This is a genomic window from Duncaniella dubosii (assembly GCF_004803915.1).
Classification (GTDB): domain Bacteria; phylum Bacteroidota; class Bacteroidia; order Bacteroidales; family Muribaculaceae; genus Duncaniella; species Duncaniella dubosii.
Map to the genome: position 1 here is coordinate 1,067,129 of NZ_CP039396.1, position 22,861 is coordinate 1,089,989.

At 51.7% G+C, this 22,861-nt stretch carries 21 protein-coding genes, 1 tRNA gene and 1 pseudogene; 15 read left to right on the forward strand and 8 right to left on the reverse strand.

The window, feature by feature from the left end; genetic code table 11:
- Positions 1-111 precede the first annotated feature (111 nt).
- Both E7747_RS16910 and E7747_RS16915 read left to right on the forward strand, forming a co-directional pair.
- Positions 112-558: pseudogene (locus E7747_RS16910) on the forward strand (DUF1016 N-terminal domain-containing protein); the annotation flags it as partial.
- Between the two features lie 63 nt (positions 559-621).
- Positions 622-1,110: a PDDEXK nuclease domain-containing protein gene (locus tag E7747_RS16915; RefSeq protein ID WP_228449307.1), complete on the forward strand. Its 489-nt coding sequence runs from the start codon at positions 622-624 to the stop codon at positions 1,108-1,110.
- A gap of 109 nt (positions 1,111-1,219) precedes the next feature.
- Here the strand turns inward: E7747_RS16915 and E7747_RS04680 are convergent, their stop codons facing one another.
- From E7747_RS04680 to E7747_RS04705, 6 genes are all read right to left on the reverse strand, one after another.
- Positions 1,220-2,671: an oligosaccharide flippase family protein gene (locus tag E7747_RS04680; protein ID WP_136414418.1), complete on the reverse strand. Its 1,452-nt coding sequence runs from the start codon at positions 2,669-2,671 to the stop codon at positions 1,220-1,222.
- Positions 2,650-3,471, reverse strand: coding sequence for a glycosyltransferase family A protein (locus E7747_RS04685; protein WP_136414420.1), 822 nt, complete (start codon positions 3,469-3,471; stop codon positions 2,650-2,652). The genes E7747_RS04680 and E7747_RS04685 overlap by 22 nt, the downstream gene beginning before the upstream one ends.
- Before the next feature lie 5 nt (positions 3,472-3,476).
- Positions 3,477-4,661, reverse strand: a complete 1,185-nt coding sequence (locus E7747_RS04690) for a glycosyltransferase family 4 protein (protein ID WP_136414422.1) — start codon at positions 4,659-4,661, stop codon at positions 3,477-3,479.
- A 52-nt stretch (positions 4,662-4,713) separates the two neighbouring features.
- Entirely contained in the window at positions 4,714-5,844 is a 1,131-nt protein-coding gene (locus tag E7747_RS04695; RefSeq protein ID WP_136414424.1) for an N-acetyltransferase, read from the reverse strand.
- Between the two features lie 4 nt (positions 5,845-5,848).
- Positions 5,849-6,664, reverse strand: coding sequence for a protein kinase domain-containing protein (locus E7747_RS04700; protein WP_228449260.1), 816 nt, complete (start codon positions 6,662-6,664; stop codon positions 5,849-5,851).
- A 102-nt stretch (positions 6,665-6,766) separates the two neighbouring features.
- Positions 6,767-8,194: an ATP-dependent DNA helicase gene (locus tag E7747_RS04705; protein WP_136414427.1), complete on the reverse strand. Its 1,428-nt coding sequence runs from the start codon at positions 8,192-8,194 to the stop codon at positions 6,767-6,769.
- Positions 8,195-8,309: 115 nt separating this feature from the next.
- On the opposite strand from E7747_RS04705, the gene E7747_RS04710 reads away from it, so the two are divergent.
- The 3 genes from E7747_RS04710 to E7747_RS04720 all read left to right on the forward strand — a co-directional run bounded on the left by E7747_RS04710 (position 8,310) and on the right by E7747_RS04720 (position 10,363).
- Entirely contained in the window at positions 8,310-8,834 is a 525-nt protein-coding gene (locus tag E7747_RS04710; protein WP_136414429.1) for a macro domain-containing protein, read from the forward strand.
- Between the two features lie 310 nt (positions 8,835-9,144).
- Complete coding sequence (locus E7747_RS04715) at positions 9,145-9,618, forward strand: hypothetical protein (RefSeq protein WP_136414431.1); 474 nt, start codon at positions 9,145-9,147, stop codon at positions 9,616-9,618.
- Positions 9,619-9,655: 37 nt separating this feature from the next.
- On the forward strand, positions 9,656-10,363 hold the full coding sequence (locus E7747_RS04720) for a hypothetical protein (RefSeq protein ID WP_136414433.1): 708 nt from the start codon (positions 9,656-9,658) through the stop codon (positions 10,361-10,363).
- Between the two features lie 324 nt (positions 10,364-10,687).
- Here the strand turns inward: E7747_RS04720 and E7747_RS04725 are convergent.
- Positions 10,688-10,761 (reverse strand) — tRNA-Ala (locus E7747_RS04725).
- Between the two features lie 179 nt (positions 10,762-10,940).
- Here E7747_RS04725 and rlmN point away from each other — a divergent pair.
- Complete coding sequence (gene rlmN, locus E7747_RS04730) at positions 10,941-12,014, forward strand: 23S rRNA (adenine(2503)-C(2))-methyltransferase RlmN (RefSeq protein WP_136414435.1); 1,074 nt, start codon at positions 10,941-10,943, stop codon at positions 12,012-12,014.
- Positions 12,015-12,097: 83 nt separating this feature from the next.
- Here the strand turns inward: rlmN and E7747_RS04735 are convergent, their stop codons facing one another.
- Positions 12,098-12,310, reverse strand: a complete 213-nt coding sequence (locus tag E7747_RS04735; RefSeq protein WP_123613967.1) for an XRE family transcriptional regulator — start codon at positions 12,308-12,310, stop codon at positions 12,098-12,100.
- A gap of 817 nt (positions 12,311-13,127) precedes the next feature.
- Between E7747_RS04735 and pckA the strand changes: the two genes are divergently transcribed.
- From pckA to E7747_RS04775, 9 genes are all read left to right on the forward strand, one after another.
- Complete coding sequence (pckA, locus tag E7747_RS04740) at positions 13,128-14,735, forward strand: phosphoenolpyruvate carboxykinase (ATP) (RefSeq protein ID WP_136414437.1); 1,608 nt, start codon at positions 13,128-13,130, stop codon at positions 14,733-14,735.
- A gap of 151 nt (positions 14,736-14,886) precedes the next feature.
- Complete coding sequence (locus tag E7747_RS16500; RefSeq protein ID WP_168185233.1) at positions 14,887-15,054, forward strand: hypothetical protein; 168 nt, start codon at positions 14,887-14,889, stop codon at positions 15,052-15,054.
- Positions 15,055-15,281: 227 nt separating this feature from the next.
- The gene (locus E7747_RS04745; protein WP_123613891.1) at positions 15,282-16,217 is read left to right on the forward strand and encodes a malate dehydrogenase; all 936 of its coding nucleotides are present in this window, start codon (positions 15,282-15,284) and stop codon (positions 16,215-16,217) included.
- A gap of 215 nt (positions 16,218-16,432) precedes the next feature.
- Complete coding sequence (locus E7747_RS04750; RefSeq protein ID WP_123613890.1) at positions 16,433-16,870, forward strand: thioredoxin family protein; 438 nt, start codon at positions 16,433-16,435, stop codon at positions 16,868-16,870.
- Between the two features lie 194 nt (positions 16,871-17,064).
- A complete protein-coding gene (polA, locus tag E7747_RS04755; protein ID WP_136414439.1) occupies positions 17,065-19,878 on the forward strand; it encodes a DNA polymerase I in 2,814 nt (937 codons plus the stop codon).
- 88 nt (positions 19,879-19,966) lie between these two features.
- A complete protein-coding gene (locus E7747_RS04760; protein ID WP_123613888.1) occupies positions 19,967-20,287 on the forward strand; it encodes a metal-sulfur cluster assembly factor in 321 nt (106 codons plus the stop codon).
- A 62-nt stretch (positions 20,288-20,349) separates the two neighbouring features.
- Entirely contained in the window at positions 20,350-21,108 is a 759-nt protein-coding gene (locus E7747_RS04765; protein ID WP_136417029.1) for a UDP-2,3-diacylglucosamine diphosphatase, read from the forward strand.
- 382 nt (positions 21,109-21,490) lie between these two features.
- Positions 21,491-21,925 (forward strand): Fur family transcriptional regulator, encoded by a 435-nt coding sequence (locus E7747_RS04770; protein ID WP_136414441.1) that lies wholly within the window; start codon positions 21,491-21,493, stop codon positions 21,923-21,925.
- Between the two features lie 55 nt (positions 21,926-21,980).
- On the forward strand, positions 21,981-22,532 hold the full coding sequence (locus E7747_RS04775) for an NADH peroxidase (RefSeq protein ID WP_123613886.1): 552 nt from the start codon (positions 21,981-21,983) through the stop codon (positions 22,530-22,532).
- Positions 22,533-22,861: the final 329 nt, after the last annotated feature.

A 22,861-nucleotide genomic window follows, 5' to 3' on the forward strand; every position in this document is an offset into this window, starting at 1 on the left:
TCGTGGAATGGCGATGCCATTCCGACTGTAAATTTAGTCAAAATATCTGAATCTGAAGCTATAATCGCCAAAAATTAGTAACTTTGCAATCTAACACGCGTAAAAATGGCAATGAAAGAAGAACATTTTTCGGATACTATAGAATCAAAACTATATGATGACGTGTGTGCCATCATTGAAGACACCCGTTATCGTGTGGCGGTGTATGTCAATTCCGAGGCATGTCGAATGAACTGGCATGTAGGTATGCGAATCAAGGAGGATGTATTGCACAATGCTCGCGCAGAATATGGCAAACAGGTAGTGAAACATCTTGCCGAGAGACTTGTCAAAAGGTATGGTAGTGGATGGGGATTCAAGAAACTACAACATTGTCTACGCAGCGCGTAGACTTTTTCGGAGGCGGAAATTGACTACGCAGTGCGTAGACAATTAAGCTGGACTCATCTGCGTTCCCTGATGTTTGTCGAGGACGAACTCGCCCGCAAATTCTACATGGAAATGTGTCGGTTAGAGAAGTGGCCGACCCGGACCCTTGATGAGAAAATAGATTCGCAACTATATGAACGGACAGCCATAAGTCGCAGACCGGAGGAAATCATCAAGGCTGAACTTGACACGATGAAGGATACCGTACATCCTGACCTTGTGTTCAGGAGTAGTTATTTCCTCGATCTCGTTGGACTGCCTGACGTATTCAGCGAGAGCGACCTCGAAACCGCTATACTAAACCAGATACAGCAGTTCATAAAGGAGTTCGGTTCTGACTTTGCTTTTGTTGACCGTCAGAAAAGAATTCCGGTTGACGGCACAGTCTATAAGCTTGATTTGTTATTCTACCACAGAGGATTACACCGGCTCGTCGCAATTGACTTGAAATTGGGGCGTTTCAAACCGGAACATGAGGGACAGATGTTATTATATCTGCGCTATCTCAACCGCAATGACCGCAGGGAGGGAGAAGAAGCACCAATTGGTCTTATCCTATGCTCCGAAGGAAATACAGAGCATATCGAATATCTGATGCTCGAAGAAGATTCTCCCGTAAAAGTAGCTCAATACTACACAAAACTGCCTGACAAAAAACTCCTCTCCGAAAAACTGCAATGAGCCATCGCCAAAGAGTATCAGAGAAACAAGGAAATCGACAATAGAGAGCCGCCAGAATGATAGAACAAAGCTGAATTACTTAAACTTATTGGTCTCAGTCCTCTATGCGCTACCTGCGGATAAGTTTGCGGAGATTGCGGACGACCAATACCGACGCGATTACCGGCACTGGGATGATAGAGAGACGCAGGATTGTCGACGGCATGCACTGAGCAGCTACAATACATGCGAGTGTGACCGATAATGTCAGAACACCCAGACGAAGCGACGGCGCAGGGAGGGTCAGACGATAGCGGACATAATATACATAGCCGACAATAAGTGCATAGAGCAGGAACCACAGAGCGTATGCGACTCCAAGACCGCCGATACCCCACGCGGAATAGCATCCGATGTTCAACCCCAACCCGGCCAATGCACTGACCGACTCCGTAGAGAGGAAAGCAAGGCCATCACCCTTTGCAAGAATGACGTATGACATGCAATATGACACTCCCCTCATCACAATACCGGCCATAGCAATGGTAATGAAAGGGACGGCCGCCTCAAAACGGCTGTCATATAGAATCCTGACAAGCCACGGAGCAAGGGTGATGAAAAAAGTGACAGCCGGAAGCAAAAGCATCAGTATCAATCCCATCTCATGGGCTACAAATACGCTCAGACGCTTCCCGGAAGTGGCGACACGAGCCAGACGCGGATAATATTCCGTGGCAAGCGCAGTGAAAATCAGGCCTACATAGCGGTTGACCATCGTATAGCCGGCCTGATAGAAACCGACCTCAGTATCTCCGCCCCTGTTGTTGAGCCATGCTATAAATACATAGCTCAAAGCCTGAGCTATGAAATCGGCGGTCGTCATATAGAGACCGAGAATAATGAAACGTCTGCCCGACGAAAGAGTCTCCCCTACCCCCACCGGACGTTCAGCCCGGATTCCGCGCACCTTATATATATATGTGGCGGTGAAAGTGGCAAGAGAGTATGCAATAATCGAGAGGACAACGCTGGCAATCCCCCAGAAATAATACATCGGTACGGAAACTACAAAACCGGCAACCGCACCCCACACCGAAGCCTTGGCCAGACGGGCAAGCGCTCCCATTCCCTGCATGACCGCCTCCTCGACATTTGCGATGGAAAGAAAAAAGATTACGACAGCAAGAGCCATATAGTGGAGCGTCATGCCTCCGTCGCCGAAAGTGAGACGGCTCAGCAACGGGGCACAGGCAACCATGAGCACCGCGCCCAAGACACCGAGCATCCACCCCCAGCGACGAACCACAGTCACCGTCACGGCAATGGCCGACGGAGATGTCTGTCCGGCGATATCGCGGACAGAACTTGAGCGCATGCCTAACTGGGCGAGCGTCTTGACCGTATCAACCGCACCGTTGAAGATTCCGAATAGCCCGACACCAGCCGGCCCGAGCCAGACAGCTATAAGCTTCGTGCGTATGATGCCGACAAGAATCTGCAACATCCTCACACCGCCAAACATACCCATGGCCTTAAGGACTTTAGTAGAAACCGCAGCACTCATCGCCCGACCTCCTTCCATGCGGGAGTGACATTATCGAAAGCAAAGGCAATCCCGCTGAGCATCTCGCGCAGAGCCGGAAAAAAGCGTGACTGCCCCGACTTGGAAAGCCTCCACGCCTTAAGCGGAATCCGCGGAAGGAACGTCAGAGGATAACAATAGTAGATAAATGCCCCGAAGGCTCTAAGCACACCCGGTTCGGTAATTTTACGCTGACCTGTAGTCATCCCCTCATGACGGGTAATCACAATCGGAAAGAAACGGCAGTTGAGCTTCATGCGCCTTGCGGTAAGAAGAAACATTTCGTCCTCGGCCGCGTGCAGACTGATCGAACCCGGTCCGAATGCAGGATGAAAGCGCAGCAATGCAGCACGTCCGCGCCTGCGTACAGCGACTTCAAACGAGGTCTGATAGAAACCCTTAGGCAAGCGCCGGCCGAGACGGCACTCCTCTGAAGGATAGACCTTGCCGGTCCCCTCATACATGAATGACGCATAGTCGAGATCAGGATTATCCTCAAACACCTGTCTTACAGCGTCGAGCTTCGAGGAGGAGTAGCGGAGATCATCGTCGGCCACAAGATAGACATCGGCCGTCGACAGCTCTATGGCATTGTTGCGGTTGAAACTCACACCACGCTGTCCGAAACGGTCGACCGTCACATCATTGCGCGCATCGAGCGCAGGAGGTATCTCCGCATCGCGGTGATCCTGCCACGAAACGATATAGCGCACCCCTTCGACTACGGGCAGATTCATGTCAGCAACCCTGAGAATACCCTCAGGTGTATGGGTGGCAATAAGGACATCAAGCGTCAACATGGTGTTCAAGGTGTATTTTTCGTGAATAGCTTTGTGGAAGAGCCGGCCTCTTCTTTCAGACGCAGCCGTTCGGTCCAGAACGCTGCTGTGCGGCGCGCCACAAGACGATAGTCATTGTGGCGGACCACGAACTCACGTCCCATAAGTCCGCGCGGACGAAGTTCGCGGGGATTCAGCACTGTGTGTTCGAGCGCACGGAAAACCGACTCATAGTCAGGTTCGACATGAATCACCGGACGCAACTCTTTCTCACCTATGAAATCATAGAATTCAGGCGCGCCGCCCGACACGGTGTTCAACCCGTAGGCCATAGCCTGAAGAGCATTGGTCGCAGGCGTATAGCTATAGAGCTGGTCGAGCACCACATGGGCAGAACGCAGGAGGCCGAGATACTCGTCGTAGGGACGGTTTTCGACTATCACCAGCTCAGCCTTCCCGGGATAGCGGTCGACCACGGCGCGGGCGGCATGCTCCATCACGTCAGTCCCCTTTTCGAGCTGACGGTTACGGTAACGGCCAAGGAAAAGGCGTATTTTTTCGGGTCTCTCGGGAAGCTCTACAGGCTGTAGGGCATCGGTGTCGATGGGAATGCCGGAATATGCGATTTTTTCAGGAGGAAGCGTCCGGCGCAGGGCAAGGTCGTTTTCATAGAGTACAGAGACAGCCCCGTCGACCGACGAATAGATATGACGGTCGAGCGCACACATATCATCGGCCAGCCACTCCCTGCATATCCACGGCTTTGCCTTGAGATAGGGAGAATCCTCACCGAAGATTTTAAATTCGTTGTATTTCAGCGGGCCGTCAGGGTCGAGGCATGTGGCCACATAATTGGGGTCAGTGCCGAGTGCGGTATTGAAAATCGAGCGGTTATTTGACTTGAGGAAGTCAAAAAGCACCCGCTGCCTGACGGGACGCAGTTCCACGTAGCTCTGCGTGGCGATAGTCACCACATCAAAGCCCCGCATTCTCTTCATGAGTCCAAGGCGTAGTCTCATCCAGAGGTCAAGTCCGCCGAGTTTACCGCTGAAGCGACGGCGCATGTCGATGTCACGTCCGGTGTTGAGCCAGTAGCCGCCGTTGGAAGCTACTACCGTCTCATGGCCAAGTTCCTGCAGTCCCCGCGCGAGTGTACGGTGACATGAGGAGGCATCTCCGACAAAAAGTATTTTCAAACGTCCGTCGTTCATGGTTATGGAAGATTAGAAGTTGAGGCGGGTGACGGAATGGAGAGAGCCGTTGCTACAGTTTTTTGCGGAAAGCCCGGCGGCGGCGGTGCTGGCGCTTCTCGAAATAATCCCACTGCGACTGGACCTTTGTGTTTGATTCAAGCTCAAGATTCGTTTCGGCATATTTTATGCCGTTCTTGATGAAGATGTTGAGAAGATCGTAGAAGAACAGTGAGTTGACACCCTTTGACTGATATTCAGGCTTGACGGCGATAAGAAGCAGGTCGATGACCTCGTTCTGCCCCTTCATGTCGCGAAGGATATGATACCATCCTGTCGGGAACAGCGATCCGCCTGACTTCTGAAGAGCCTTTGCAAGCGATGGAATGGTGATGCCAACCCCTATAAGCTCACCCTTGCTGTCAACCACCACACTGACATATTCAAGTCGCAGAATGCTGAGATACATGTCGATATAATAGTCGATCTGCTTTTCGGAAAGGGTGCAGTAGCCGTAAAGGTCGGCGTATGCCTCGTTGATGAGCTGAAAGAGTGCCTGACCGTAGTCAGCCTTGATTTTCTTGCCGGAGGTGTATTTGAGAATACGAAGATCGTATTTTTTCAACACGATTTCCGCTATGCGGGTCATTTTTTCAGGCACTTTGTCGGGCACGGTGATGCGGTATTCCACCCAGTCGGTATCTTTTCGATAGCCGAGGCGCTCGACATGTGCCGGATAGTAGTCGTAGTTATAGATGGTGGCCATAGTGCCCATCTCGTTGAAGCCTTCGACAAGCATTCCCTCTCGGTCCATATCGGTAAATCCCATCGGACCTATCATCTCGGTCATGCCACGGTCGCGCGCCCACTCCTCGGCTGTCGCGAAGAGCATGTCGGACACTTCGGGGTCGTCGACAAAATCGACGAAACCGAAACGCGCCTCCTTGCGGCCTGTGCTCTCATTGAGCCGGTCGTTGATAATGGCTGTTATACGTCCTACAGGCTTTCCGTCGCGGTAAGCCATGAATGACTGCGCACGGCAATATTCAAAAGCAGGATTCTTGTCGGGGAGCAACGTATGGACCTCATCGAAAACCAAGGTGGGGACAAAATAGTCGTTACCTTTATAGAGGCTGTTGCCGAATCTGACATATTTCTTGATTTCTCTTTTTGTCGGCTCTATGGCCTTGATCGTTACAGACATATATTCAATCGGTAGATTCAATCTGGGTATTGGCGGTCTCCTGAAGCGGAGCCGGTCGGTAGGGAGAGTTGAGCCACAGCAGCAGTGCGATCATCGCGACGAGGAATGCTATTATGGCTATGTATATGTTGTTTTGCTTGCGGTCGGCAAGAGCCAGTCGAAGTTCGTTGACATCATGATAGCGTTTCGCCGGGTCGGGATTCATGCAGCGCTCAGCCACCTTGCGCAGTCGCTGATGCTGTCCGGGAATGGCGGCGAGCGTGGCGGCGAGCACTTCTCCGTAGTTCCTGATGTCCTCGCTCGCATCCTTGGGCGTGATGTGGGTCTTCTGGTCGAAGCCGACATCAATGAGCTTGAGGTTGCCGACGTTTTCGGTGAAAATAATCCGGGATGTGGAGAGTGGATGGTGTTCAAGATGATTGGCCTGTATATAGTCGAGGGCATCGAGAAGCTGATGCTGGAGCTTGTCGAGGTGAGCCTCGGTAACCTTGCCTTCCCTGATGAGCTTTTCAAGCGAATCGCCATACACATCATCGGTGATGATACACATTCCGAGGCCGGGAACTTCCTCAAAATCATTTATCATGATGATATGGGGATGGGCGAGATTGTAGCGCACCTCGAACTCCTTCTCTATCATCTGCTCATATTCGGGCACACCCTTCAGCTCCGGGCGAAGAGTTTTCAGCATCAGCCACTTGCCAAATTTCTTGGCTGTATAGACATGATAGAATTCTTCGTCCCATTCGGGAAGATGCTCTATTTCAGTCCACTTTTCAGTAGACCCGTAAACAGGAGGATTGGAGGGAGTTGTATCCATAATCTGATGATAGTTTTTACTTGAAGAAGCCGAGCCAAAGAAAAGTCTATCCATCCGGCTACCTATTAGTTTGCAAAGATACGAATTTTTTCGATAACGAGCCTATTCGCACATGGCTTCGTCGGGATTCATATAGAAGAGGCGCGAGGTGGCGCGCGAGGTGGCAGTGTAGAGCCAGCGGTAGAAGTCAAGACCCTGTGCTTCGGCAGGAATGCCCCCCATGTCGACAAACACATTGGGCCACTGTGCGCCCTGCGCCTTATGGCAGGTCACGGCATAGGCATACTTGACCTGAAGCGCGTTGAAATATTCGTCGGTGCGCAGACGGCGTAGACGAGTCTCGTAAGGGACATCGGGTGCGTTGACCTCCGGGTCGTCCATCCGTGCCTGAGCGAGCGACTCCATGCGTTCGCGCGAAAGCGAGGAACTTTCGTCGGTAAGGGTGTCGAGAAATATGCGACACTCCACATCGACATCGCGGTCAGGCAGATTAACGGTCACATTAGCGAAACGGAAGCCATATTTTTCCTCCGTAGAATGGACGGCGGTGACGACGGCCACATCACCGTTGGCAATGAAGTCGAGACCCTTGATTTTAGCCGACCAAGTGTAGTTGTTTTTTGCAACCAGCAGACGCTCTCCCTTGACCAGCTCCTCCTCATAGTCAAGAATCTGAGTGCGGATGCCGAGATTGAAGGCCGTCGCGCGCCGGTTTGAACGGGTTATGACAGCCGTGGCCGCTGCTCCACCGTCACGATAGCAGTCTCCGATAGCGTCGAGCACCTCCTCGCCATCGACCACAAAAACATCATCGTAGTGGCCGAGTATAAGTTTTGGCGCGGGAAGAGGATCGACAAGCATTGCACGCCGCAACCATGTGGCATTGCGGAGGATACCGGAATAGCGCGCCTGCCTGACGGTATCGGTCAGAACCGCACGCGAAACGTGGAGTCCAAGCTCCTTGTAGCGTTTAGGCGACATGGCCGGACTCTCGGTGCTACCAACCGGGGGCAACTGCGCGATATCTCCAAGCAGAATCAGCCGGCAGTTATCGCCGGTGAACACGTATTGCAACAGGTCTTCAAGCAATCCGTTGACAGGCCCTGCAAGCCCTGAGTCCGATTCCTGATCCCCTATCATCGATGCCTCGTCGACAATAAACACAGCGTTTGAAAGACGATTGTCCTGCATCGTGGTGAAACCTCCGGAAAGATTGCCCGTCGGCCCACGGTAAATCTTACGGTGTATGGTGAAAGCCGGATGTTCGGAATGTGCGCTGAACACTTTGGCTGCACGCCCTGTAGGGGCAAGCAGCACGACCGGACGGCCGACCTCCTCAAGAGCCTTGACAAGCGCACCTGTCAGAGAGGTCTTTCCCGTGCCGGCATAACCGTTGATGATAAAGACTGACTCCGGAGGCGTCGCCGACGAGCAGAAACGGGAAAGCGCGTCAATAAGCAGTGATTGCTGCCTATTGGCGTTGTAGGGCAACTTGGCCTTTACCAGATTTGCAAATTCGCCGACTGTCATGATTCTTACTAAACGTTTACCGCTCACAAAAGTATATAAAATCAGTAGATTTTTAATTACTTTTGCGGAGGATAAAACATTATAATTAAAAATAACTCCTCATCCCCCACCCCTCATGAAGCCATCAGACCGCCTACATATAGTGAAAGGCTCAATCACCCGCCTGACAACCGATGCCATTGTCAATGCCGCCAACAATCAGCTACGCGCCGGAAGCGGAGTCTGCGGTGCAATCCATTCGGCTGCAGGACCGATGCTACAGACCGAGTGCATGAAAATCGGATGGTGCCCGACAGGGCAGAGCGTCATTACCGATGCCTATAATCTCCCGTGTAAAAAGGTGATTCACACCGTAGGGCCCGATCTGCGCCCGTGGGCGGCTGACAAACTGGCCGAAAGCCCCGAGCGGCTTTTAGCGTCGTGCTACGACACTGCCATCAGTCTCGCCAAAGCCAACGGGCTGAAATCAATCGCCTTTCCGTGTATAAGCACCGGTGTATATATGTATCCTAAATCCGAAGCTGCCCGTATAGCCTACGACACTATCATGCACCGCCTTTCGACCGACTACGACGGCGAAGTGACCGTCTGCTGTTTCACGGACGATGACCTTGAAAGCTACCGCCAGCTGACAGACTGACCTCCAGACGAAAAAAACGATTTCATTTCTCACATAAGGCTATGATTTTGTCGAGGTTCAATTCCTATCAGTTTCATAGTTATGCAAAAATAACAAGTTTGCAGGAGATTGTCAAATGTGCATAGGCATTTTTAGATGAAACAGGATCGGTTTCTATCATTACAGATGAAAAATGCACAGGCCATGTAGCTATTTTTAACAAAGACATTAAACAATGTTTAAAGAATATCTCCTATCTTTGCAATTAACACGTCGAAAGCGTTTATTCCAATTCAATTAATTCATCCACTTAGAAACACAAACCGATTTTATGAAGAAATTTTTACTCTCATTAGTTCTGGTTCTGTGCCTCGGCCTTCCGGGTGCAGCCAAGGCTCTCTACACATGCCAGTTCGGTGCAAATTACAATCAGTCATCAGTAAGCAACTACACAACGACATGGCAGGTCAAAGTCGGCGAGAACACATGGTCGATTGCCAACTTCAACAACAACAAGAACGGCTGGGATTATGTAAGATGCGGACGCAAGGGCATCGCTTCTGTCGCAAGCATCACAACCGACTTCGCAATTGCCGAAGCCATCAACACTGTCGAGGTCACCATCGACAAAATCACCCCGAGCCGATCACTTCAATCAAGCTCGAAACTTCAGCAGCCGCAGATTTCGCCACCATCGACTCGACCGTCGACATGCCGGCCGATAATTTCAAAACCGGCGAAATGGTCTTCACTCTTGAAGCCCCAAGGCAAATCTCTACTATCGTCTGACTTTCGACTGCGGTGACACAGGCACTGCAAACGGACTTATCCAGATCAGCGCAGTGACTTATAACAACGCAGAAGAAACTCCCATTGAAAAAGTTGCCGACATCGCCGCTTTCATCGCAAAAGCTGACAAGAACCCGGTAATTTTCAGTGGAAATGTAGAAGTCATCTACCAGACCGGCTCATATCTGTTTGTAAAAGATAACTCCGGCCGTCTGCTTATCTATGGCAAGATTGACCAGACCTACGAGCCCGGCGATGTAATCCCCGGCGGATTCATGGGAAGCTACGGAACTTACGGAGGCGAACCCCAGCTCACCAACCCCACCGGCCTACAGCCTGCAACCGCACGCAATGAAAGCGCGCCCCGCACGATAGCCCTCAGCGAAATCACCGAGGCCAACAAGTTTGAATATGTGGCAATCAATGGCGTGAACATAGCCTCTGTAAACAACCGTAACATCACTTTCCAGCAGGGCGAGACAACATTTGCCGGCTACAACCAGTTTTATACAACTCTGCCCGAGGAATATGAAAACGTCACATTCAACGTTACCGCTATCATCGGATGCTACAACGGCAATCTTCAGGTGCAGCCCATCTCAATCGAGAAAGCCGACAGCAGCTCTATCTCAGAAATCGGCACAGACGATAACGCTCCTGCCGAATATTTCAACCTTCAGGGCATCCGTGTCGAGAACCCCGAAAACGGTCTTTTCATCCGTCGTCAGGGCAACAAGGTCTCCAAGGTAATCATCCGTTAATAGAGATCTCTGACTGAATCCATCAACAAAGCCAATATCAACGGCAGGCCGTGTCAATTTTCTGACGCGGCCTGTTTTTTTAATAACAAATGCCTTACAGGAAGAATTGACAGACCTTCCAACTGTCGCAAAATTTGCGATAGTTCAAAAAGAAGGCGAGAGGAGTGTCACACGTAATGTCGAGCATTATAATCTTGACGATGGCGTGGTCGCTTTCGATGGCGCGGGGAGGCGTTAAAGATACATAAAAACACCCAATTTCGACCGAAGTGGGTGTGAAATTGGGTGTTGTGCTTGTAAATTGCTGATTGTCAGCATAAGTTGTGGAGTATAGCGGACTCGAACCGCTCACCTCGACACTGCCAGTGTCGCGCTCTAGCCAGATGAGCTAATACCCCATGTTTGCGGTGCAAAGGTAAGTATGATTTTTGGTTTTTGCAAGGATTTGGCAATTTTTTTCGTAATTTTGTGGCCGGATTGTCCTATGGCATAAGCATATCCTTTAAACAAGCCTCTCGAAGTAACGTGCCACTGACCGGGACATCCACCCGATACACCCTTCATAACGACTCTGAAAATGGAACAGCACGAAATACGCCGCCCCCTGCTTGGCATGACACTCGCCGAGCTCGAAACCGTTGCCGCTGAAGCCGGTCTGCGCAAGTTTGCAGCCAAGCAGATAGCCCGCCGTCTCTATGTCAACCGCGCACGCAGCATCGACGAGATGACCGAACTTCCGAAGGCATCACGCGAATGGCTCAGCGAACACTACTGCGTCGGCCTTCAGGCACCGATCAAGGCTTCGCGGTCGGCCGACGGCACGGTGAAATATCTCTTCGCCACACGAGGCGAAGATTTCGACTTTCTGACAAGCGGCAAGGGCGGACGCGATGTCGAGGCTGTCTATATCCCGGACCGCGACCGCGCGACACTGTGCGTCTCGTCGCAGGCAGGATGCAAGATGGGATGTAAGTTCTGCATGACAGGACGACAGGGATTTCACGGCGACCTGACCGCTGCCGGCATCATAAACCAGATATTCGCCATACCCGAAAGCTCGACCCTGACCAACCTTGTGTTCATGGGAATGGGCGAGCCGATGGACAATATTGACGAAGTGCTGAAAGCGCTCGAAGTGCTCACCGCCCCTTGGGGTCTGGCATGGAGCCCGAAGCGCATCACGGTGTCGAGCATAGGCAAGCTCGATTCACTCCGCCGCCTGCTTGACGAGACAAAGGTACATGTGGCCATCAGTGTCCACTCACCGTTCCCGGCCGAACGCGAAAGTCTCATGCCGATTGAAAAGGCGTTTCCTGTAACCCGCGTCATGGAGTTTCTGCGCGACTACGACTTTGCCCATCAGCGCCGCTTGTCGGCTGAATATATAATGTGGGGCGGTGTCAACGACGACATGTGCCATGCCGACGCACTCGGACGTCTGCTGCGCGGTCTCGACTGCCGTGTGAACCTCATAAGATTCCATGCAATCCCCGGTTTTGAACACCAGACCGCATCGACCGCCGTCATGGAGCGGTTTCGCGACAGGCTCAACGAACTTGGCGTGACCGCAACCATACGAGCCTCGCGCGGAGAAGACATCGAGGCCGCATGCGGAATGCTTAGCGGCGAAAGCGCCGGAGAAACCCACTGACAACCGGCAATGGCCTTTGCCGGGAGATAAAATCCACAAAACCCGCCTGTCACAAACCGGCGAACCTATCCGAACATAAGGACTCAGCTGGATAGCCGATCGACATACGGTTCGAAAAAGTTGCGCCCCATGATGCGCGAGATGCGCAGGAGCAGTTCGGCATCGATGCTATGGCGGTTAAAGATCTTGTAGATATTGGTGCGGTTACAGCCAAGCTCTTGGGAGAGCCATACGACAGACTTCTGCTGTGCCTTAAGCTCATCCTTGATCAGTTTTCCTATAAAGATAGTCGTCATAATGTATTTCAATGTGTGTATGTCAGGAATGCAGGATGAAAATATCGCATGAAAGGATAATGCGCGAAAAAACATAAGATAACTGCTGGTAGGAAATGCTGCAGATGTGGCAGCTTCACATTTATAAAGTGGGAAAGGCCATGGTAAACCTTCGTGGGCAAAGAGGCTGCAGAGATATAAAAAATAGGGCTGAACCCCTCTGATTCATACTACGATTCCCAGTCTGCGGCACCGCCAAGCGCCTTTATCCACGGAACAAGTATGAGATGAGTTCAGCCCATATTTCGAGCATATAAACTAATCTTATTCCTTATTCCCCGCGGACTGAAGATATTGGCGGTTTCCAGACAGAGGGAATTTATTTAACATTTTACACATCCTCCGCCGCCAAGCCATGAAGCCTCTGCGCGAGACTACGTGACCGACGGAGAAGTTTGCAATGCAAAGTTAATGATGTTTTTGGTTCGAGTCAAAGAAATATGCGTGAAAAACAGAGACGTAAACCTTAAAAAAGATTAAATCGGCTATATGGGATTTAAAGACCTGAACACTCCCGCCGATGCCGTTGTTTCAAGTTTTGGATGAGTGAGAGAGGCTGAAAGCGCTCCGCTCTTCGGGTTTTAATTAAAAATTATTAATAAAGAAAATTTTCTTTAATCCTGCATTTTAATACCGAAAAAAGTAAGTAACTTTGCAGTCGGATAAGAAGATTCCTTTTGTCTAAAAAATACACAGACAACCTAAGGTTCAAAAGATTTTCAATATAAAATAAGAAACAACAAATTATCAATTTCATATCAAACTCCTTTACACAACAATGAGTACAATTGATTTATCCCAGTATGGCATCACCGGCGCAAAGGTGATTCACAATCCCAGCTACGACCAGCTCTTCATCGACGAAACCAACCCCAACCTTCAGGGTTATGAAAAGGGTCAGGAAACCGAGCTCGGTGCTGTCAACGTGATGACCGGAATCTACACCGGCCGTTCGCCCAAGGACAAGTTCTTCGTTAAGGACGACACCAGCGCAAACTCTATCTGGTGGACAACCGAAGAATACAAGAACGACAACAAGCCCATCACTCCCGCTACCTGGGATGCCCTCAAGGCTATCGCCGACAAGGAGCTCTCTGACAAGACTCTCTATGTTGTCGACGCTTTCTGCGGCACAAACCCCGATACACGTCTTGCAGTACGCTTCGTGATGGAAGTGGCATGGCAGGCTCACTTCGTGACCAACATGTTCATCCGCCCCACCGAAGACGAGCTCAAAAACTTCAAGCCCGACTTCGTGGTTCTCAACGCTTCAAAGGCTAAGGTTGAAAACTGGAAGGAACTCGGCATCAACTCTGAGACCTGCGTTGCATTCAACCTCACCGAACGCATGCAGCTCATCATCAACACTTGGTATGGCGGCGAAATGAAGAAGGGTATGTTCTCAATCATGAACTACTACAACCCCCTCCGCGGCATCGCTTCAATGCACTGCTCGGCCAACACCGACAAGCAGGGCGAAAACACCGCTATCTTCTTCGGCCTCTCAGGAACAGGCAAGACCACACTTTCAACCGACCCGAAGCGCCTCCTCATCGGCGACGACGAGCACGGCTGGGACGACAACGGCGTGTTCAACTACGAAGGCGGCTGCTACGCAAAGGTTATCAACCTCGACAAGGACAGCGAGCCTGACATCTACAACGCCATCACCCGCGACGCACTTCTCGAAAACGTTACTGTCGACGCTGAAGGCAAGATCGACTTCACCGACAAGAGCGTGACCGAAAACACCCGTGTAAGCTACCCCATCAACCACATCAAGAACATCATCGTTCCTTCTCGCGGTCCCGCCGCAAAGAACGTTATCTTCCTCTCGGCTGATGCGTTCGGAGTGCTTCCTCCCGTTTCTATCCTCACTCCCGAGCAGACCAAGTACTACTTCCTCTCAGGATTCACCAGCAAGCTCGCAGGCACAGAACGCGGCATCACAGAGCCCACTCCCACCTTCTCTGCATGCTTCGGCGCTGCATTCCTTTCGCTCCACCCCACCAAGTACGCTGAAGAACTCGTTAAGCGTATGGAACAGAGCGGTGCAAAGGCTTATCTCGTGAACACCGGCTGGAACGGTTCAGGCAAGCGCATCTCTATCAAGGACACCCGTGGCATCATCGACGCTATCCTTGACAGTGCTATCCTCAGCGCTCCCACCAAGCAGCTCCCCATCTTCGACTTCACCGTCCCCACCGAACTCCCCGGCGTAGATCCCAAGATCCTCGATCCCCGCGACACTTACGCCGACGCTCAGGAATGGTACACCAAGGCCGACAAGCTCGCTGAAATGTTCATCAACAACTTCAAGAAGTTCGAAGGACATGAGGCAGGCAAGGCACTCGTAGCTGCAGGTCCTCACCCCGAAAAGGCATAAATCTGACTGTCTGAACGCAGTTCAGCAATCATAAGAAACCCGACGCAGGGCGCACTCCGGCAATCGACGGCAGTGCGCCCTGCCCCTTTTCCCGGTCATTCATTTACCTCAAAAATCCAATTCCCGCCATAAAAACGTCAAACTACAGACCATGACCACCCGCAATATATTTCTCTACATCCAATGTATCATATACATCTTCACACTTGTCCTCTTTGCCATTAAAGTCGCCAATGTGGAACTGCTCATCCTGATGACCCTCGCGTTTGTAACCTTCATCGGCCTCTACCTCTCGTCAAAATCCCGCGAAAGGAAATGAACACATCCGTTCCGGCCACTGAACCGTTGAAATTCAGAAGTGATGGCCCTGACGGTCAATTAATGAATTTTTTCAATAAATATAGCTGGCGGTTGAAAACTTTTCAGTAAATTTGCAATGTAGGAGAACGAGGCGCTGACAGCACATTCCACAGCCCGTCCACTCCTGTTTCCAAGAGGGAAAGTTTCAACCAATCAATTCTATAAAACCAATTTAAAAGAATAGTTATGTCAAAGGTTACAGTTGTAGGCGCCGGCAACGTGGGCGCTACTTGTGCTGATGTGATTGTCAAGTATGGTATCGCCGACGAGGTTGTCCTCCTCGACATCAAGGAAGGTGTTTCGGAAGGCAAGGCCATGGACATCATGCAGACCGCCAACATCCTCAATATCAACACCCGTCTTACCGGTGTCACCAACGACTACGAAAAGACTGCAGGCAGCGACGTCGTTGTCATCACTTCAGGCATTCCCCGCAAGCCCGGCATGACCCGCGAAGAGCTTATCGGTGTAAACGCCGGCATCGTAAAGTCTGTGACCGACCAGCTTCTCAAGTATTCGCCCGATGCGATCATCATCTGCATCTCCAACCCAATGGACACCATGACCTACCTCATCCACAAGGTCAGCGGTCTTCCCAAAAACCGCATCATCGGCATGGGTGGAGCTCTCGACAGCGCCCGCTTCAAATATTTCCTCTCAATCGGCCTCAACGCCAACCCCACTGAGGTTGAAGGCATTGTGATCGGCGGACACGGCGACACCACAATGATTCCCCTCGTGCGCTACGCAGCTTACCGTGGTGTGCCCGCTACAAACTATCTTTCTGACGACCAGCTCGCCAAGATTGCAGCCGACACTATGGTCGGTGGCGCTACCCTCACCAAACTCCTCGGCACTTCTGCATGGTATGCACCCGGTGCGGCTGGAGCACAGATGGTCAAGGCTGTTCTCCACAACGAAAAGAAACTCATCAGCTGCTCTGCACTCCTCGACGGAGAATATGGCGAAAAGGATCTCTGCATCGGCGTTCCCTGTATCATCGGCAAGGACGGCATCGAAAAGATTGTTGAATTCGAACTCAACGATGCCGAAAAAGAACTCTTCCACAAGAGCGCCGAAGCTGTCCACAAGACCAACGCAGCACTCGCTTCAGCTCTCTAAAAACAGAGCCTGAACGCGACATCTGTCGTTTGACCGAAAACCTTTCAGCCCACATTTCTCCAGCTCTCTGCAACCGCACCGGAGCAAAAGAAATGTGGGCTTTCCCGACTCAGACAGGCAGCCCAAACGCCGGCTGGCCGACACGACAATCAATCCTCATAAATTTCAATAATCTATCCTCATAAATTTCAAACCATCAAAAGCCCTTGGCAGATATGACACTCCGAAAACTACTCCTCTCAGTCATCGTGGGCGCGACATTCGTGGCCTGCGGAAGCAGTGACTCAGCCGCAAAAGAGACTAATACAAAACCCGAAATGACCCAAGTCAAGGAAGGAGAACCAATAGTCTACACCCTCAACTCCACAATCTCTCCCGACAAGCAACTGCCCACTGTCATCGACTTCAGCGCCACATGGTGCGGTCCGTGCCGTCGCTTCGCCCCCATTTTCGAGGAAACGGCCAAAGAATACAAAGGCAAAGCCATCTTCATGTCTGTCGATGTTGACAACTCACCCGAGACTGCACGCCAGTTTGAAGTATCGGCAATCCCTCAGGTAAGCATCCTCATGCCCGACGGCACAATAACTTCGACAGTCGGATTCATGGATAAAGACCAGTTCGTCGACTTTATCTCAAAAGCCGTCAAATAACCACCACTTACAACTTTGTACTCAGCACTCGATACTCGGTACTTGGTACTTGGTACTTAATACTTTGACTTTGTACTTTGTACTTGATAATTTGTACTTACTAATTTGTACTTACTAATTTGTACTTACTAATTTGTACTTACTAATTTGTACTTACTAATTTGGTACTTTGTACTTAAAAAACAACATTACAGATGGAGAAACGCCTGTTTCTGCTTGATGCCTACGCGCTGATCTATCGCGCCTACTACGCCCTCATCCGTTCGCCACGATTCACCGGAGCGGGCTTCAACACATCTGCCGTCTTCGGATTCTGCAACACGCTCGACGACCTCTTGCGAAAGGAAAACCCCTCGCACATCGCCGTGTGCTTCGACCCTCCCGGCGGAAGCACCTTCCGTCACGAGGAATATCCCGACTATAAAGCCCAGCGCGACAAACAGCCCGAGGACATCACAGCATCCGTCCCCTACATCAAACGGATACTTGAAGCCTACCGCATACCAGTGATCGAGATACCAGGATTCGAGGCCGACGACGTGATCGGCACACTTGCCGTCCGCGCGGCAAAGGAAGGATTCGACACCTACATGATGACCCCCGACAAGGACTACGGCCAGCTCGTGGCCGACCACATCTTCATGTACCGCCCGGCACTAAAAGGTGAGGGATTCGAAATCCGCGACACCGCACGCATCTGCGAGAAATACGGCATAGCGCGTCCCTCACAGGTAATCGACCTCCTCGCCCTCGAAGGAGACGCCTCTGACAACATCCCCGGCTGCCCGGGCGTCGGCGAAAAAACCGCCCGCACACTTATCGAGGCATGGGGTTCGGTTGAAAACCTTCTTGAGAACACCGACAAGCTCAAAGGCGCACTCCAGCGGAAAGTCAGCGAGAACGCCGACAAAATCCGCATGTCGAAATATCTCGCCACCATACGCACCGATGTCCCGGTCGACATCGAAATCGACAGCCTCGTCCGCAAGGACATTGACATCGACAGCCTCATGGCCGTCTACTCCGAACTCGAATTCCGCACACTCCTCGCCCGTCTGAAAGCGTCGCGCAAAGCCTCGGAAGCGGCCGTCGTAGAGACGGCCGATGCTCAGCCCGTCACCGACAGCCCTGCCGAAAATCCCGCCGCTGCCGCCTCACAGCCCGACTCGTCTGGGATGGGATCGCTTTTCGACATGCCCGACGACAGTGCCCCAACCATCGAAGCTCCCTGCGAGGACCGCAGCTACACTGTGGCAACATCCCCTGCCGAAGCTGCCAAAGTGGTTGCCCGGCTTGCTAAATCGCCGGCAATAGGCATGGCGCTCTATGCCGTCGGCGAGGAAGCCATGACAGCACGCTGGGAGGGAATCGCACTCTCGGCCAAACCATGCGAGGCGTTCTACATACCACTCGGCGACGGAGCGGCGCGCAGCGAAATCCTCGCCGTCATCGAACCGCTCTTCACCGGAGCGGCAACCCTCGTCAGCCACGATGTCAAGCGCGACTATCTACTCCTGAAAAACGCCGGAATCGGCCTGTCAGCCCCCTACTTTGACACCACCGTGGCCCACTACCTCATCGACCCGGAGATGAAACACGAACTGCGTTACGTAGTGGCAAAATATCTCCGTCTCGAACTCGCCGGAATCGCTCCAGATGCCAAAGCCGGACATCCCAAGACTGCGCTGACGCAGGAGGCCGCCGTCGGCCGATACTGCGAAGAGGCCGACCTGAGTCTGCGCCTGCGGAAGCCTCTGTTCGACGAAATCGCCTCGCGCTCGATGGCACCGCTTCTCGACGAAGTGGAACTCCCGCTCATCCGTGTGCTTGCCGAAATGGAATACACAGGAGTCCGCATCGACTCCACCGTGCTCACCGACCTCTCCACCCGCCTAAAGCAGCAGGTGCGTGCTATGGAGGAGGAAGCCTACGAGATGGCCGGAGGCCCGTTCAACATCGGCTCGCCCGCACAGGTCGGCATGGTGCTCTTTGACCGCATGAAAATCGACCCCAAGGCCAAGAAAACAGCTCGCGGCTCTTACTCCACAACCGAGCAGATTCTTGAAAAATATGCGCCGAAAGTCCCCGTCGTAAGCCTCATCCTCAAAATCCGCCGGCTGAAGAAACTAATTGCAACCTATCTCGACGCCCTGCCCGGAATGGTCAACCCGAAGACAGGGAAGATCCACACATCCTACAATCAGACCGTCACCGCCACTGGACGCATATCGTCGACCAACCCCAATCTCCAGAATATTCCCATCCGTACCGACGACGGGCGCGAAATCCGTCGCGCATTCATCGCCGATCCCGGCGACATGATCATGAGCGCCGACTATTCGCAGATCGAACTGCGCCTCATCGCAGACCTCTCGGCCGACAAGGACATGATCGAAGGCTTCCTGTCGGGCGACGACATCCACCGCATCACCGCCTCGAAAATCTACGGCATACCTCTCGCCGAGGTTACCGACGACCAGCGCCGGCGCGCAAAAACCGCAAACTTCGGCATCATCTACGGCATCTCCGCCTTCGGTCTCGCCGAACGCCTCAGCATAGCCCGCGCGGAAGCCAAGCAGCTCATCGACGGCTATTTCTCGACCTATCCCCATATCCGCGAATATCTCGAAAAGTCGGTCACCACCGCCCGCGAACAAGGCTATGTCACCACCCGCATGGGACGCCGCCGCTACCTGCCCGACATCAATTCCCGCAACGCGGTCGTGCGCGGTTATGCCGAGCGAAACGCCGTCAATGCCCCCATACAAGGTTCGGCCGCCGACATAATAAAAGTGGCTATGGTACGTATATATAATGAAATGGAAAGCCGTGGACTCCGCTCACGCATGATTATGCAGGTTCACGACGAACTCATCTTCAACGTCCACCCATCGGAACTCGACGTAATGAAAACACTTGTCGAGAAGCAGATGGAAGGGGCTTATCACGGAGCAGTCCCCCTCACCGTCTCCGCCGGAATAGCCCCCAACTGGCTCGAAGCCCACTGATAGCGCCCTCCACTATACATATATTATATATAACCCGTCAAAAACAGGAGTGCCTACCCATCCACGGCACTCCGGCAAACAGACAGATATGACCACAGAAGAAAGAACACGCATAGAAGAACGCATCGTCACGATGCTTAAGACAGTCTACGACCCCGAAATCCCCGTCGACATCTATAATCTCGGCCTCATCTACGCCATTGATCTCGACGATGACGGAAATCTCAAGATCGACATGACCCTTACAGCCCCCAACTGCCCCGCCGCCGACTTTCTGGTTGACGATGCCCGCATCAAGCTCGAAAGCATCGAAGGAGTAAAAAGTGTCGACATCCGCATTGTCTTCGAACCCGAATGGAACAAAGACATGATGACCGAAGAGGCAAAACTCGACCTCGGATTCCTCTAAGCATCCCCACCCCACAGATGTCGGCCTCGACATTGATTCACCAGACAGAAAGCAACCCGGCCATGCCACTCCCGACAAAAACCTACTTCATCAGTGACCTGCACCTCGGAGCATCCTATATAGCCGACCACCGCGCACACGAAAAGCGCGTGGTCGACTTCCTTGAATCCATCGCCCCTGACTGCAAAAGGCTCTTCCTTCTTGGCGACATACTCGACTACTGGTGGGAATACCGCACGGTCATCCCGCGTGGCTTCACCCGTTTTTTCGGGGCGCTTGCACGTCTCGCCGACTCGGGCGTAGAGATAATCTGGTTCAAAGGAAACCACGACATCTGGATTTTCGACTATCTCCCTCAAGAAATAGGTCTCACCGTCCACGACGGCATGATGACAACCGAAATCGACGGTCGGCGCTTCCTGCTCGAACACGGCGACGGTGTCGGCTCGCTTCCTTGGTCCTTCCGCCGTCTCAGAGCCATCTTCCGTAATCCCCTTGCCCAGAAACTCTACGGAGCCATCCATCCCCGGTGGTCGATCGGCTTCGCCCACTCGTGGTCATCCCACTCACGCAAGCAGGGAGGCTACACTCCTCCCGAAAAGGCGGGCGACAATCTCGTTGACTTCGCCCGCAGCTACAACGCCGATCCGGCTCATGAAAAAATCGATTTTTTCATCTTCGGCCATTGTCACATACTTCTTGACCGCCCCATCCCCGAAGGGGGCAGAATTGTCATTCTTGGAGACTGGATTCGCCATTTTTCCTATGCGGTCTGGGACGGTGAAACACTCAATACTCATATTTTTGGACTTGAAAAATAAGAGAAGTTTATCATATTAACGTATTTTAACAAAGAGGGTTTCAAAATCACAACTTTCATAATCCACTATATTTCAGAAAATTAAGCACATCAATTGCAAGAATTGCAAAGAATCTGATATAAATTTATGTTGGATAACATAAAGAAAAATTTGTCCGCGCGTGATTCTTGGCCTACCTTTGCATCACGAACCTAAAACAATCTTTTTTACCTTAGAAATTGTACCTATTGGAAACTCATAAAAGGGAGCCGCGTGAAGCTGCTCCCTTTTAATTTTTAACAATTTTTCGTTAGCCGGATATTGCATGTTCAAAATAAAAGGCATACCTTTGCAATGAAAACAAAGTTGTAATCATTACAATTTTAAATTGAATTCATCATCCATGCAGACCTATAGTTTTACTACTCAGGAAATACTCGATACCCTGTCGGAGGGCGGAGTCAAGCCCTCGGCCCAACGGATAGCAATCCTAAGGTATCTCATGGAAAACAGAATTCACCCGACGGTCGACGAGATTTTCAAAGCTCTCCAGCCCACTAACCCCACACTCTCGCGCACCACCGTCTACAACACCTTGCGCCTACTTGCCGCAGCCTGCATAATCCGCTGCATCGAGACCGGCGGAGGCGACGGAGCGAGATGGGACTATTCACAGCACGACCACGCACATTTCCTGTGCGCGTCATGCGGAAAGGTCACGGACATCGACTACAATGACGCTTCACCGTCATTTGTAATCCCACCCAAAGGCTACATCGTCCATTCGACCGACGTTATTTTCAAAGGTCTCTGCCCACTCTGCTCCGAGGCCGTATAAACTGAATTAAAGTCAAATTTCGTATAAAAAACAATTAAACAAACATCAATTCATTATGAAAAAGAAATTTATCTGCACCGTTTGCGGTTATGTACACGAAGGTGACGAAGCTCCCGAATTCTGCCCCCTCTGCAAAGCTCCCCGTTCAAAATTCAAGGAAATGGACGAGAGCGCAGTGCTCGAATTCGTGACTGAACACGTAATCGGAATCGCTAAGGACACCGACGACGAAATGAAGGCCGATCTCCGCGCACACTTCGAAGGCGAATGCGCCGAAGTAGGCATGTATCTCGCCATGTCGCGTCAGGCTGACCGCGAAGGTTACCCCGAAATCGCAGAAGCCTTCAAGCGCTATGCCATCGAAGAGGCTGAACACGCTTCCAAATTCGCTGAACTCCTTGGCGAATGCGTATGGTCAACCAAAGAAAACCTCGAAAAGCGCATGGCAGCCGAAGCAGGCGCAAACGCCGACAAGATGCGTATCGCCCGCCGCGCTAAGGAACTCAACCTCGACGCAATCCACGACACCGTTCACGAAATGGCTAAGGACGAAGCACGTCACGGTCAGGGATTCCAGGGTCTCTACAACCGCTACTTCAAGAAGTAATCAGCGACAGAACCTTTAATACTATACCTTTTCAGCCCCGTTGCCACATTTTCAAGGCAGCGGGGTTGTCGTTTTTCAGCCGGTTCGCATCTTCGATGCCTTGTCATAATTTGGTCGCCATTGTAACCCCGCGTCGAGCGGAGACCACAGACCGAAGCAACACCGTGGGGGCATGCCGAAGGAGACACCGGCCTGATAGTTAATAAACCTTAACACGATAAATTTTCTGTAACCGAATTGTCGAAGTATTGTAACTATGTTGTAACTTTGCTACGCCATACTTTAACCATACCGAAACATAAGGCCGAGTGAACTAAATCGGCATATAT

Excerpts from the sequence above, each read along its gene's own strand:
- E7747_RS04680 (WP_136414418.1), bottom strand. The coding sequence starts at position 2,671 with ATGGAAGGAGGTCGGGCGATGAGTGCTGCGGTTTCTACTAAAGTCCTT.
- polA (WP_136414439.1), top strand. The coding sequence starts at position 17,065 with ATGGAGAAACGCCTGTTTCTGCTTGATGCCTACGCGCTGATCTATCGC.
- rlmN (WP_136414435.1), top strand. The coding sequence starts at position 10,941 with ATGGAACAGCACGAAATACGCCGCCCCCTGCTTGGCATGACACTCGCC.
- E7747_RS04705 (WP_136414427.1), bottom strand. The coding sequence starts at position 8,194 with ATGACAGTCGGCGAATTTGCAAATCTGGTAAAGGCCAAGTTGCCCTAC.
- E7747_RS04710 (WP_136414429.1), top strand. The coding sequence starts at position 8,310 with ATGAAGCCATCAGACCGCCTACATATAGTGAAAGGCTCAATCACCCGC.
- E7747_RS04760 (WP_123613888.1), top strand. The coding sequence starts at position 19,967 with ATGACCACAGAAGAAAGAACACGCATAGAAGAACGCATCGTCACGATG.
- E7747_RS04765 (WP_136417029.1), top strand. The coding sequence starts at position 20,350 with ATGCCACTCCCGACAAAAACCTACTTCATCAGTGACCTGCACCTCGGA.
- E7747_RS04695 (WP_136414424.1), bottom strand. The coding sequence starts at position 5,844 with ATGTCTGTAACGATCAAGGCCATAGAGCCGACAAAAAGAGAAATCAAG.
- E7747_RS04775 (WP_123613886.1), top strand. The coding sequence starts at position 21,981 with ATGAAAAAGAAATTTATCTGCACCGTTTGCGGTTATGTACACGAAGGT.
- E7747_RS04685 (WP_136414420.1), bottom strand. The coding sequence starts at position 3,471 with ATGTTGACGCTTGATGTCCTTATTGCCACCCATACACCTGAGGGTATT.
- E7747_RS04770 (WP_136414441.1), top strand. The coding sequence starts at position 21,491 with ATGCAGACCTATAGTTTTACTACTCAGGAAATACTCGATACCCTGTCG.
- E7747_RS04690 (WP_136414422.1), bottom strand. The coding sequence starts at position 4,661 with ATGAACGACGGACGTTTGAAAATACTTTTTGTCGGAGATGCCTCCTCA.
- pckA (WP_136414437.1), top strand. The coding sequence starts at position 13,128 with ATGAGTACAATTGATTTATCCCAGTATGGCATCACCGGCGCAAAGGTG.
- E7747_RS16500 (WP_168185233.1), top strand. The coding sequence starts at position 14,887 with ATGACCACCCGCAATATATTTCTCTACATCCAATGTATCATATACATC.
- E7747_RS04700 (WP_228449260.1), bottom strand. The coding sequence starts at position 6,664 with ATGGATACAACTCCCTCCAATCCTCCTGTTTACGGGTCTACTGAAAAG.
- E7747_RS04735 (WP_123613967.1), bottom strand. The coding sequence starts at position 12,310 with ATGACGACTATCTTTATAGGAAAACTGATCAAGGATGAGCTTAAGGCA.
- E7747_RS04715 (WP_136414431.1), top strand. The coding sequence starts at position 9,145 with ATGAAGAAATTTTTACTCTCATTAGTTCTGGTTCTGTGCCTCGGCCTT.
- E7747_RS16915 (WP_228449307.1), top strand. The coding sequence starts at position 622 with ATGAAGGATACCGTACATCCTGACCTTGTGTTCAGGAGTAGTTATTTC.
- E7747_RS04745 (WP_123613891.1), top strand. The coding sequence starts at position 15,282 with ATGTCAAAGGTTACAGTTGTAGGCGCCGGCAACGTGGGCGCTACTTGT.
- E7747_RS04750 (WP_123613890.1), top strand. The coding sequence starts at position 16,433 with ATGACACTCCGAAAACTACTCCTCTCAGTCATCGTGGGCGCGACATTC.